The sequence below is a fragment of the Bradyrhizobium sp. P5_C12 genome (assembly GCF_054049735.1).
Genome location: NZ_JBFULU010000046.1, coordinates 1 through 12,054, shown reverse-complemented (window position 1 = coordinate 12,054; position 12,054 = coordinate 1). Strand labels below are relative to the sequence as shown.

8 protein-coding genes are annotated in these 12,054 nt (G+C 65.6%); 5 read left to right on the top strand and 3 right to left on the bottom strand.

Features of this window, described 5'->3' with window-relative positions; all coding sequences use genetic code 11:
• Positions 1-157 precede the first annotated feature (157 nt).
• On the bottom strand, positions 158-1,894 hold the full coding sequence (locus tag ACXJMY_RS30270; RefSeq protein WP_456623009.1) for an ATP-binding protein: 1,737 nt from the start codon (positions 1,892-1,894) through the stop codon (positions 158-160).
• Positions 1,895-2,360: 466 nt separating this feature from the next.
• On the opposite strand from ACXJMY_RS30270, the gene ACXJMY_RS30265 reads away from it, so the two are divergent.
• Positions 2,361-3,329, top strand: coding sequence for a catechol 2,3-dioxygenase (locus ACXJMY_RS30265; RefSeq protein WP_456623008.1), 969 nt, complete (start codon positions 2,361-2,363; stop codon positions 3,327-3,329).
• 153 nt (positions 3,330-3,482) lie between these two features.
• On the opposite strand, the gene ACXJMY_RS30260 is transcribed toward ACXJMY_RS30265, so the two are convergent.
• Together ACXJMY_RS30260 and ACXJMY_RS30255 are read right to left on the bottom strand one after the other, a co-directional pair.
• The gene (locus ACXJMY_RS30260; protein WP_456623007.1) at positions 3,483-7,001 is read right to left on the bottom strand and encodes a molybdopterin cofactor-binding domain-containing protein; all 3,519 of its coding nucleotides are present in this window, start codon (positions 6,999-7,001) and stop codon (positions 3,483-3,485) included.
• Complete coding sequence (locus ACXJMY_RS30255) at positions 7,001-7,483, bottom strand: (2Fe-2S)-binding protein (protein WP_456623006.1); 483 nt, start codon at positions 7,481-7,483, stop codon at positions 7,001-7,003. Before ACXJMY_RS30255 ends, ACXJMY_RS30260 begins: the two co-directional genes overlap by 1 nt.
• 268 nt (positions 7,484-7,751) lie before the next feature.
• Here ACXJMY_RS30255 and ACXJMY_RS30250 point away from each other — a divergent pair, with 268 nt between their 5' ends.
• The 4 genes from ACXJMY_RS30250 to ACXJMY_RS30235 all read left to right on the top strand — a co-directional run bounded on the left by ACXJMY_RS30250 (position 7,752) and on the right by ACXJMY_RS30235 (position 12,000).
• Entirely contained in the window at positions 7,752-9,209 is a 1,458-nt protein-coding gene (locus ACXJMY_RS30250) for a 6-hydroxynicotinate reductase (protein WP_456623005.1), read from the top strand.
• Positions 9,206-10,105, top strand: a complete 900-nt coding sequence (locus tag ACXJMY_RS30245) for a UPF0280 family protein (protein ID WP_456623004.1) — start codon at positions 9,206-9,208, stop codon at positions 10,103-10,105. Before ACXJMY_RS30250 ends, ACXJMY_RS30245 begins: the two co-directional genes overlap by 4 nt.
• Positions 10,106-10,132: 27 nt before the next feature.
• Positions 10,133-10,717 (top strand): amino acid synthesis family protein, encoded by a 585-nt coding sequence (locus tag ACXJMY_RS30240; protein WP_456623003.1) that lies wholly within the window; start codon positions 10,133-10,135, stop codon positions 10,715-10,717.
• An 80-nt stretch (positions 10,718-10,797) separates the two neighbouring features.
• Entirely contained in the window at positions 10,798-12,000 is a 1,203-nt protein-coding gene (locus tag ACXJMY_RS30235) for an ABC transporter substrate-binding protein (RefSeq protein ID WP_456623002.1), read from the top strand.
• Positions 12,001-12,054: the final 54 nt, after the last annotated feature.

Sequence of the window (12,054 nt, the reverse complement as noted above, 5' to 3'; positions counted from 1 at the left end):
GGCTCAACGCGCCACACGCTCAGTGTCATCGCCCGATTTAATCGGGCGATCCTGTATTCCAGAGACGGTTGTGGTTCAATCGAGAAGCCGCGGCATACTGGATGCCCCGGTCAAGCCGGGGCATGACAGCGGAATTTGCGGAAGCGGTGTCCGTTCCTTACCGCAGCGGCTTCTTCAGCAGCGAGAAGCGGTCGGGATCGAGGCCCATCGAGGGTTGCAGCATCGGCGCTTCGGCGCTCGCGAGCGTCTTGCTGGGCGGTGCCGCGAACACCGGATCATTCGGCACGTCGCGCTGCGAGGTGGCGCCGCGCCAGCGCTCGAGCACGGCGCCGACGAAATGCATGTCATGGCCGGAGGTGACGGAGGGCACGCTGCTGATGGTGGCTTCGCCGCGCGGCAATTGGTGCGGCGGCACCTCCTTGAAGCGCAGCCGGGTCGGCAGCGCGACGCCTTCGCCGAACGCCAGCACCTCGCGGGTGCCAAGCGAGGGCACGAAGGACAAGAGGTTCGCAGCCGCGTCCGACACCGCGGCGCGCAGCAGCGCCTGGTCGCGGTCGTTGGCAAGACGCATCGTGAACAGCGTGTTGCACTGGGAGATGATGGTGGCGTCGAGCTCGGCCGGACGCTGGGTGATGAGCCCGAGATAAACGCCGTATTTGCGGCCTTCCTTGGCGATGCGCGATACCGCCTTGCGGGTCGGTCCGAAGCCGACATTGCGGTCGGCGGAAGCGTAGCGGTGCGCCTCCTCGCAGACGAACAGCATCGGCGAGACGCCGTCGCTCCACAGGCCGAAGTCGAAGGCCATGCGGCACAGCACCGAGACCACGGAATCGATGACCTCGGCCGGGAAGCCGGCGAGCTGCATCACCGTCATCGGCTTGCCGTTGGCGGGCAGGCGAAACAGATGGCTGATCACCTCGGCCATAGTGTCGCCGCCGACATTGGCGTTGTCGAACATGAAGGCATAGCGCGGGTCGTTGCGGACCGCCTCGATGCGCGAGATCAGCTTGTGATAGATGATGCGCGAGGAGCGGTTTTCGAGCTTGCCCATGCGCTCGTCGATCAGCGAGATCAGGTCGACCAGGCGGTACGGCACCGGCGTGTCGACGGTGAAGCCGATCTGCTTGGGATCGACGCGCTTCAGGCCGAGGCGGTCGGAGTTCTGATACTGCGTGTAGATGCCCTTGGCGATCGGGATGACCTCGGCAAGGACGTCGAGCTCCTCGGGCACGCCGGCGCGGCCGCCGAACAGCACGTCGACGATTTCCTCGAAGTTGAACAGCCAGAACGGCAGCTTCAGGTTTCGCGGGTTGAGCACCAGCGCGCGGTCGCCGAAGCAGCGGCCATATTCGTTGTGGACGTCGAGCAGGAAGATTCGCAGGTTCGGGCGCGCCTTGAGGATCTCGTTGAGCAAGAGCGACACGCCGGTCGATTTGCCGACGCCGGTCGATCCCAGCACCGCGAAATGCTTCGACAGCATCTCCTCGACGTCGACATAGGCGACGACCGAGCGGTCCTGCTGGAGGAACCCGACATTGATCTGGTCCGATCCGGTCGGCGCGTAGATCGTGCGCAGCTCCTGGCTGGTGATCAGGTCGACGGAATCGCCGATGGTCGGATAGTTGGTGACGCCGCGCTGAAACTTGGCCTTGTCGGCGGCATTGAGGATTTCACCGAGCAGGTCGACGGAGGCGATGGCGATGTAGTCGGAGTTCGAGAGGTTCTCGCAGGAGACCTCGGTGATCATCGCGACGATGACCGAGCTGGCGCAGCGGATGCTCACGAAACGGCCGACGGTGGCCCGCACCTCCGAGATCGGCAATTGGCTTTCCGCCAAAAGCCCGACCCGGGCGAGCGATCCGCGAACCGAAATCACGCGTCCAAAGGATGTCACGATGGATGAACCTGGCAAGAAAGAGGGGCTTTGCTCCAGACTATGCGGCCGTCGCTGCACAAACGGTTAAACGCCAGGCGCGGCTGCTTCGTTAAATCCGCGACAATTCGGCTCGCACATTTGTCCCTGATGCATACTTGCGGACGGAACGGCCGGAAAATGCCGCTCCTCCAGGCCGACAGGCCGAAATGTCCTTAAGGAAGATTTTACCATTCGGGCAGCCGGTCCGGGCCTCCGGGCCAGCGAAAGCGGCGCCGACGCTGCGCCGAGCCCGCGAAGAGCGCGGTTTGATTTGTTGACGGGACCTAATCATTTGTACATTAGTACAAATGAACCGGCGGCCGTCAGTATCGCCTGGGTGCGCGCGCATCGTTGTGCTCGGTGCCCGATTGCGCGATCCGGTGAGGCGGATCGCAGCCAAGCCTTCGAGGAAACCGCCTTGGAGGAAACCGCCTTGGAGGAAGCCATGCAGCCCGAACCGATCCTGGATCTCGCTCATCTCGGCCACATGGAACTGCTGACCCCGAAGCCCGACGAGAGCCTGAAATTCTTCGTCGACGTCATGGGCATGACCGTCAGCGGGCAGAAGGGCGAGTCGGTCTATCTGCGCGGCTGGGACGATTACGAGCGCTATTCGCTGAAGCTCACGGCGTCGAAGACGTCAGGCATGGAGCACATGGCGCTACGCGCGCGCAGCCAGCAGGCGCTGGAGCGGCGCGTCGCGGCGCTGAAGGGCTCGGGCTTCGATATCGGCTGGATCGACGGCGACATGGGGCAGGGGCCGACCTTCCGCTGCCGCGATCCCGACGGCCACATCGTCGAGCTCTATTACGAGACCGAATGGTATCAGGCGCCACCGGAGCTAAGACCTGCGCTGAAGAACCAGGCGCAGCGTTTTCCCGCCCGCGGCGTCAACGTCCGCCGCCTCGACCATCTCAACTGCCTCGCCGTCGACATCAAGGCCAACCGCGAGTTCTTCGAGAACTATCTCGGCTGCCGGCTCACCGAGCAGATCGTGCTCAACGACGGTCGGGAAGCGGCGATGTGGTTGACGATGTCGAACAAGAGCTACGACTTCGCCTATTCGCTCGATCATTCCGGCACGCCCGGCCGCTTCCACCACGTCACCTACGCGCTCGACAGCCGCGAGGAAATCCTGCGCGCCGCCGACATCTTCCTGGAGAACGGCATCCACATCGAGACCGGCCCGCACAAGCACGCGATCCAGCAGACCTTCTTCCTCTATGTCTACGAGCCCGGCGGCAATCGCGTCGAAGTCGCCAATGCCGGCGCGCGCCTCATCCTCGCGCCGGACTGGAAGCCGATCGTGTGGACGGAAGAGGAGCGCAAGAAGGGCCAGGCGTGGGGCTTGAAGACGATCGAGTCCTTCCACACCCACGGCACGCCGCCGGTGGAGGCGAAGAAGCACGCGTAGTGTTGTATCTCTGACGCTTCAATCATGCAGTGTCATTCCGGGGCGACGCGAAGCGGCGAGCTATGATGCGCAATTGCGCATCTGAGAATCCATAACCCCGGCTGGTGATTATGGATTCCGGGCTCCCTGCTACGCTCGGGCCCCGGAATGACACTAATGTGCTGAGCTGCGCACGCGCGCGATCGTTTCGCGCAGGCCCGTCCAGGCCGGCTTGTCRGGCGCGAACTGCTTGCGCAGGAAGGTGACGAGCTCTTCGATCTGCGCGTCGCTCATGCTGTCCTTGAACGCCGGCATGTAGCCGAGGTCGCTCGAGACGGGCTCGGTGATGCCGTGCAGGATCACCTGCACGAGATTGTCCGGCGCTCGGCTGTGCAGATTGCTGTTGAGCGCAAGCGAGGGCCGGCTTCCGAACAGCGGCAGGCCGCCGACCTCGTGACAGACGGCGCAGGCGCCCTGATAGAGCCGCGCGCCGGTTGAGGCGGCGGTGGTGACTTGCGTTGCGCTCTCAAGCCTGGCGGCAAGCGTATCCGGCGCCTCGGTGGCAGCGTCGTTGAACGAATTGAGATAGACGGCCATCGCGCGAATGTCCTGGTCGGGCAGGGCCGTGAGATCCCTGACGACCGGCGCCATCGGGCCGGCCGCGACGCCGTGATAGCGCGAATTGCCGGCGCGCAAATAGGCGAACAGCTCGTCCTCGCTCCACGGGATCGGCGCCTGCGAGAGCGAGGTCAGCGGCGGCGCCTCCCAGCCTTCGGCGAAGCCGCCGGCGAGGTAGGCATTGCGCTGCTCGGCGCCGAGCGCATTGCGCGGCGAATGGCAGCCGCTGCAATGGCCGAGGCTCTCGACCAGATAGGCGCCGCGATTCCACAGCTCGGATTTTGCCGGATCGGGCTTGAACTCACGCGTCTGGTGAAACAGCGCATTCCATCCCGCGAGCAGCGGGCGGAGATTGAACGGGAAGGCGAGTGTGTTTGCAGGCTGCGTGGCGCGCACCGCGGGCTGAGCCATCAGGTAGGCGTAGAGCGCCTGGAGATCGGCTTCGCTCGTCTTCGAAAAATGCGTGTAGGGGAAGGCGGGATAGAGCTGGCGCCCGTCGCGATGAAGCCCGTCGCGCATCGCGCGCTCGAACGCGGGATAGGACCAGGCCCCGATACCGGTCTCGACGTCGGGCGTGATGTTGGTCGCGTAGATCGTGCCGAACGGGGTCTCCAGCGCGCGGCCGCCGGCGTTGAACGCGCCACCGATCGTGGTGTGGCACTCCGCGCAATTGCCGAGCGCGGCAAGCTGCTCTCCGCGGGCGATGGTCGCTGCGGAATAGACCGACGCATCGGGCCGCGCGATCGGTGCGATGGCACGCCCGGGCAGCAGTGCCGCGCCGATGCCGATTGCGGCGGTGCAGACCGCCGCAATCGTCGCAAAGATGCCGGCGCGCCTGGCGAACGGATTCTGCCAGATGCGAGACGGCGGCGCAGCGGGAGCGGGGAGTGCCTGCGGCGTCGCCTGGGCATCGCCGTGCAATCCCTTGAGGATACGCTCGGGCGTGAACGGCGGCTCGCGGAAACGCACGCCGGTCGCATCGAAGATCGCATTGGCGATCGCCGCCGCGCTCGGCACCGAGGCGGACTCGCCGACGCCGAGCGGCGGCTGGTCCGGTCGCGGCAGCATCAGCACGTCGATCTTGGGCACATCGGGGAAGGGGATGATCGGATAGGCGCCCCATTCGCGCGCCGCCACCGCGCCGCGCTCGAACGAGACCTCCTCCATCAGCGCGCGGCTGGTGGATTGGATCACGTTGCCGTGGATCTGGTGCCGCACACCGTCCGGATTGATCATCAGGCCGGAGTCCTGACCCGCGACGACGCGTGTCACGCTGACATCGCCGGTCGTCTTGTTCACGGCGACGTCGGCGACCCAAGCCGACCACGCCGCGCCAAAGCCTGGAAACTTGCTGTGGACATAGAGCGCGTAGGCAAAGCCGCGTCCGTGCACGACCTCGCCGTCTTTCTCCTCGCGGACCGGTCGTGGCGTCCAGCCCGCGCGCTCGGCGACCGCATTGACGAGATCGACGGCGCGCTGGTCCTTCAGATAGCGCAGCCGGTATTCGATCGGGTCGACGCCGGCCTCGGTCGCGAGCTCGTCGATATAGGATTCGTGCGCAAAGGTGTTCGGCAGCGCCGAGACGCCGCGGAACCAGGACGCGCGCACGATCGGTGCCATGTCATGGGCGACGACGCGCATGTGGTCGTAGTCGTAAGGCGGGATCGCGGTGCGGTCGCCCATCTGGAGGACGTCGGGCTCGGATGAAATTCGCCCGGTGAGCAGGAGCGCCAGCGTCGGCGCGGCATTCGAGGGGTAGCGCGTGGCGAGATCGTAACCGGCGACGCCGCCGTCGGCGTTCAGGCCGCCATTGACGTCGATCAGCTGTGCGGTGCCTTTCGGCTCCCAGGCGTGCTCCTGCTCGCGCGTCAACTGCACGCGCACGGGCCGGCCGACCGCGCGCGACAAGAGCAGCGCGTCCGCGGTGACGTCATCGGCGCAGTTGCGGCCGTAGCAGCCGGCGGCCTCGAGCCGGATCAATTCGATCTCGTTCTCGGGACGCTCGATCAGCAGTGCGAGATCGCCGCGCAGCACGTGCGGATTCTGCGTGCCCGACCAGACGCGGATGTTGCCGTCCCTGAAGTCGGCGACCGCGCAGGAGGGACCGATCGAGGCATGCATCTGATACGGCCAGACATAGGTGCGCTGCATCGGCCTGGCCGCGCCTGATATCGCCGCATTGACGTCGCCCTTGTCGATCAGCGTGCGCGGCGTCGACGGATTGGCGCGTAGCGCCGTCTCGACGTCGGCGAGATCGGGCAGGGTGGGCGTCGGCTTCCAGCTCACCTTGAGCTGCGCCGCCGCCAGAATCGCATTCTCCTCGCGCTCAGCGACCACGCCGACGAAATCGCCGATGCGCACGACCGCGACGAGGCCGGGAATATTGCCTACCGAGGATTCGTCGACCGCGATCAGGCTGGTGCCGACGAACGGCCCGGCGTCGACGCCGGCGTAGGGGGGGCGCACCACGCGTCCGTGCAACATGCCGGGGACGCGGATGTCGTGCACGAAGGTCAGTTCACCCGTGGCTTTGGCCGGCAGATCGACGCGCGGGACCGACTGGCCGACGATGGCGTAGTCGCCGACCGGCTTGACCTGCACGTCGTCGGCAAGCTCGAGACGAATGGTCTCGCCGCCGAGCAGTTCGCCGTAGCTGACGCTGCGGTTGTGCCCGCGCACGAGGCCGTCCTCGACGCGGAGATCGGCAAGGGGCAACTCCAACCGCTCGACGGCGCGCGCGATCAAGAAGTGCCGCGCTTGCGCGGCGGCCTTGCGCAGCGGTTCGGCGGTGATCTGGATGGTTTCGCTGGCGATCGTCGGGCCCTGGTTCGGCACCACGGCGGTATCGCCGAGCACAACGACGACGCGGGCAAAGGAGACATCGAGCTCTTCGGCGACGATCTGGCCGAGCGCGGTGCGGATGCCGGTGCCGAGATCGACATGGCCGTTATAGGCGGTGACCGAGCCATCCGCGGTGATCCGGACGAAGGTCTCGGATGTGATCTCGTCCACGGTGCGGACGACGACGAGCGAACCCGATGGCCGCTCAGCTCCGTTCGGATGCGGGGAGGCCATCAATCACCGGCCTCGGCGAGCTGGTTCGATGCGCGCATCACGGCGCGCAGGATTTCGACATGGGTGCCGCAACGGCAGAGATTGTAACGCAGCGCCGCCAGCGCCTCCTGCTCGGTGGGCTGCGGGTTGATCGCGAGCAGCGCCTTGGTGGTCATGATCATGCCGTTGAGGCAGTAGCCGCATTGCGCGGCCTGCTCGTCGATGAAGGCCTGCTGCACCACGTCCGGCTTCTCGCGCGTGCCGAGTCCTTCGAGCGTCACGATGTCGCGTCCGGTGCAGCCGCTGATCGGGATGACACAAGAACGTGCCGCGGCGCCGTCGATCAGGACAGTACAGGTGCCGCATTCGCCGAGACCGCAACCGTATTTCGGACCGTTGAGCGCGAGGTCGTTGCGCAGCACATAGAGCAGCGGCGTCTCTCGCGCCGCCGCGACGTCGTGGATCCTGCCGTTCACGGTGAGGCGGATCGGTGTCTGCGTCATCCTCGTTCCCAGATCGACTCGTTAAGCGCCGCGGACCAACGGTTCGCAAAAATTCTACGTCGTGACGATACCGTTTGTACACAAACGTGCAAGCCGGCATGCCGCAGTGCAGCGCGATTGCCCGGTTTGTGGACAGAGCGGGGAGGCAAATGAGGTTTTATTCGGCAGCCGCATCTTTTCGCGCGCGCCGCCGCTTGACAGCCCTCGGGAGCGCGCGCAACATCGTTCGTATACGAATGATAAGCCCCTGTGATCCGCTGGCCTGCACATGGTGACTGAAACGACGAGCGCTGCCACCGACAAGATCCGCTGCGATGCCTGTCCGGTGATGTGCTACATCAAGCCGGGCGCGGCGGGCGCCTGCGACCGCTATGCCAACCACGACGGCAAGCTCGTCCGCGTCGATCCGCACATCATCCTCGAACGCACGGTGTCGCAGGGCGGCAAGCTGGTGCCGTTCAGCCGCACGGAAGACTGGGACGGCAAGCTCGTCCACGAGCCCTCGACCTTCGTGACCGCGATCGGTGCGGGCACCACCTATCCCGATTACAAGCCGGCACCGTTCATCGTGTCGTCCGAGGTCGACGGCGTCGACATGGTGACGGTCGTCACCGAGGGCATCTTCTCCTATTGCGGCATCAAGGTGAAGATCGACACCGACCGCTATCTCGGGCCGGAGACCGCGACCGTGCGTGCGCAGGGCGAGGCGGTCGGCCACGTCACGACCAGCGAATACGGTTCGCAGATGCTGTCGCTCGGCGGCGTGCATCATCTCACCGGCGGCTCCAAGAAGGAGGGCCGCGTCACCTGCGACACGCTGATGGATCTCGCCAACTGCAAGGCGGTCGAGCTCACCATCGACGGCGGCGCGAGCGTGGTGGTGCAGGCCGGCCAGCCGCCGATCGTGAACGGCACGAAAGAAGAGCGCATGCGCGTCGGCTGCGGCTCGGCGACGATCGGCATGTTCGCCAAGCAATGGCACGGCAAGGTCGACGAGGTCGTCGTGGTCGACGACCACATCACCGGCGTGCTCAGCGAGCATCAGGCCGGCAAGCTGCTCGACATCGCCGACACCGGCATCAAGATGAAGGGCCGGCGCTCGACGCCCGGCCGCTATTTCCAGGTCGCCGATCCCGGCACGGGGTGGGGCGGCACCAACATCTCCGATCCGCTGGCGATTCTCGGGCCGTTCGATGCGAAGGAGGCCAAGGCGGGCCTCTCCATGCTGATGGTCTCAACGACCGGCGAGCATTCGTCCTATTACGTGCTCGACGAGGCCTTGAAGCCAGTCGAGACCGAGATGCCGGCCGACCTTAAGTTTTCGGTGGAGCGCATCCAGGAGAATTGCGAGCCGGCGCTGTGCACGGTGTTGTTCATGGCGGGCGCCGGCGGCTCGCTGCGTGCGGGTGTCACCGACAATCCGGTGCGGCTGACGCGCTCGGTGAAGGATGCGCTGACGCGCGTCACCAGCGGTGGCGCGCCGGTCTATGTCTGGCCGGGCGGCGGCATCACCTACATGGTCGACGTGACGCAGATGCCGGCCGGCGCGTTCGGTTACGTGCCGACGCCGGCGCTGGTCGCGCCGATCGAGTTCACCATGAAACTGTCCGATTACGCCGCGCTCGGCGGACACATGGACCATGTGAAGCCGCTCTCCGAGGTGCGGGGCGGTGACGATGTCCGTCAGCTGCCCTGGCAGGGCCCGATCCCGGGGCGTCGCGCATGAAGCGGCTCCCGCAAATCGCATTGCTGTCTGATGGCCGGCGGCTGCATTTGCAGGATGGTCCGATTGATCTGATCGTGGAGGCGAGGGGGCGCGAGCACGAGGTGCGCGCGGCCTATGAGGCGGCTGCCCGGCGCTTCACCGGCCTGCTTGACGAGCTCTGCGCGGAACTGACGGAATTGCGGATGGCCGCCGAGGTAGCGCGCACTCCGCTCAGGGGCGTCGTGGCGCGCCGCATGCACGCTGCCGTCGCGCCCTATGCCGCCGGTGGCTTCATCACGCCGATGGCAGCGGTGGCGGGAAGTGTGGCGGAGGAAATTCTGGCGGCAATGCTGAATGCGGCGTCACTCGATCGGGCCTATGTCAACAATGGCGGCGATATCGCGCTGCATCTCGGCGCGGGTGAACATTTTTCGGTCGGCCTGATGGACAGGCCCGACCGCGACGGCGTGATGCGGACCATGAGGGTCGAGGCCGATGATCCCGTGCGCGGCATCGCGACCAGCGGACGCCACGGCCGCAGTTTTTCGCTCGGCATTGCCGATGCCGTGACGGTGCTCGCGGCAACGGCAGCGCAAGCCGATGCGGCGGCGACGATGATCGCCAACGCGGTCGATCTGCCCGGGCATCCGGCCATCCTCCGCCGGCCCGCCAACGAGTTCCAGCCCGACAGCGATCTCGGCGCGCGTCTCGTCACCCGCGATGTCGGTGAATTGTCGCGGGTCGAGATTCGCAAGGCGCTGGAATCTGGCGCGGAATGTGCACGGCAATTGTTCGGTCGCGGGTTGATCGAGGGTGCCGTGTTGCAGCTTTGTGGTGATATGCTTGTCATCGGAACAAAAGATATTGAGCGGCAACGATCGCGCCCGTCTGTGCTGGAGAACGCGGTTCATGCCTGAACAGGGACGAGCCCAAGGGAAACAATCATGAGCGCGATCATCCGCAAGATCGTCACCGTCGTCGAAGAGACGCAGATGGAGATGGGCCGCCAGGTGTCGCCGCCGACCCGGCGCGCCGCGGCGATCGCCGTGATCGAAAATCCCTTTGCCGGAAAATATGTCGAGGACCTTTCGCCGCTGATCGCGATCGGCGAGGAGCTCGGCGAGCTCCTGTCGAAGCGTGCGGTGGCCGCGCTCGGCATCGAGGGCTCCAAGGCGCAGAGCTATGGCAAGGCGGCGGCCGTCGGCGAGAACGGCGAGCTGGAACATGCGGCGGCGATTCTTCACCCGAAGATGGGCGCGCCGGTGCGGAAAGTGTTGAGCAAGGGCGCGGCGCTGATCCCGTCGTCGAAGAAGCGCAGCGGACCCGGCACGACGCTCGACATTCCCCTTGGTCACAAGGACGCAGCCTTCGTGCGTAGTCACTTCGACGGCATGGAAGTGCAGATCAACGACGCGCCGCGCGCCAACGAGATCATGGTCGCGGTCGCCGTCACCGACAGCGGCCGTCCGCTGCCGCGCGTCGGCGGGCTGACGGTTGCGGAGGTCAAGGGCGAAGACGGTTTGAGATAGAGTTTGAACCGGGGAGGCGGGCACAGCTTCTCCGACAAGATCACGCTGAAGACGTAGAGAGTTCAAAACTGGAGGTTGGGATGCGAGCGAGAAACTATTTTGTGGGCGCGGCCTTCGCGCTTCTGGCTGGCGGCATGGCTCATTCGGCCGTGGCGCAGGAGATCAAGATCGGCGAGATCAACAGCTACTCGCTGCTGCCGGCCTTCACCGAGCCCTATCGCAAGGGCTGGCAGCTCGCGGTGGAAGAGATCAACGCGGCCGGCGGCATCAACGGCAAGAAGCTGGTCGTCGTCTCCAAGGACGATGGCGGCAAGCCGGCCGACGCGCAGACCGCGGCCAACGAGCTGGTTTCGAGCGAGGGCGTTGCCATGCTCACCGGCACGTTCCTGTCGAACATCGGTCTGGCCGTCAGCGACTTCGCCAACCAGAAGAAGGTGTTCTTCCTCGCGGCCGAGCCGCTGACGGACGCGGTGACCTGGTCGAAGGGCAACAAGTACACTTTCCGCCTGCGCCCCTCCAACTACATGCAGGCCGCGATGCTGGTGGAAGCAGCCAGCAAGCTGCCCGCAAAACGCTGGGCGACGATCGCGCCGAACTATGAATATGGCCAGTCGGCGGTTGCCGTATTCAAGAAGCTGATGTCGGAGAAGCGGCCGGACATTCAGTGGGTCGACGAGCAATGGCCGCCGCAGGGCAAGATCGACGCCGGCCCGGTGGTGCAGGCGGTTGCCGCGGCCAATCCGGAAGCGATCCTCAACGTCACCTTCGGCGCCGACCTCGTGAAGCTCGTGCGCGAAGGCAACACCCGCGGCCTGTTCAAGGGGCGCGAGGTGGTGTCGTTCCTCACCGGCGAGCCGGAATATCTCGATCCGCTCAAGGAGGAGACGCCGGAGGGCTGGATCGTCACCGGCTATCCCTGGTACTCGATCAAGACGCCCGAGCATGACGCGTTCCTGAAGGCCTACCAGGCCAAGTACAACGACTATCCGCGCCTCGGCTCGATCGTCGGCTACCAGACCATCAAGGCTGCTGCGGCGATCCTCGCCAAGGCCGGCTCGACCGATCCGGAGAAGCTGATTGCCGCAGCCGAAGGCCTCTCGATGCCGTCGCCGTTCGGCGAGATCACTTTCCGCAAGATCGACCACCAGTCGACGCTCGGGGCCTATGTCGGCAAGACCGCGCTGAAGGACGGCAAGGGCGTGATGGTGGACTCCGTCTACAAGAAGGGCTCGGACTATCTGCCGAGCGACGCCGAAGTCGAGAAGCTGCGCCCGAAGGATTGATCTCTTTCTTCTCCCTCTCCCCGCCTGCGGGGAGAGGGTTGGGGTGAGGGGGAG

Excerpts from the sequence above, each read along its gene's own strand:
- ACXJMY_RS30235 (WP_456623002.1), top strand. The coding sequence starts at position 10,798 with ATGCGAGCGAGAAACTATTTTGTGGGCGCGGCCTTCGCGCTTCTGGCT.
- ACXJMY_RS30245 (WP_456623004.1), top strand. The coding sequence starts at position 9,206 with ATGAAGCGGCTCCCGCAAATCGCATTGCTGTCTGATGGCCGGCGGCTG.
- ACXJMY_RS30265 (WP_456623008.1), top strand. The coding sequence starts at position 2,361 with ATGCAGCCCGAACCGATCCTGGATCTCGCTCATCTCGGCCACATGGAA.
- ACXJMY_RS30255 (WP_456623006.1), bottom strand. The coding sequence starts at position 7,483 with ATGACGCAGACACCGATCCGCCTCACCGTGAACGGCAGGATCCACGAC.
- ACXJMY_RS30240 (WP_456623003.1), top strand. The coding sequence starts at position 10,133 with ATGAGCGCGATCATCCGCAAGATCGTCACCGTCGTCGAAGAGACGCAG.
- ACXJMY_RS30250 (WP_456623005.1), top strand. The coding sequence starts at position 7,752 with ATGGTGACTGAAACGACGAGCGCTGCCACCGACAAGATCCGCTGCGAT.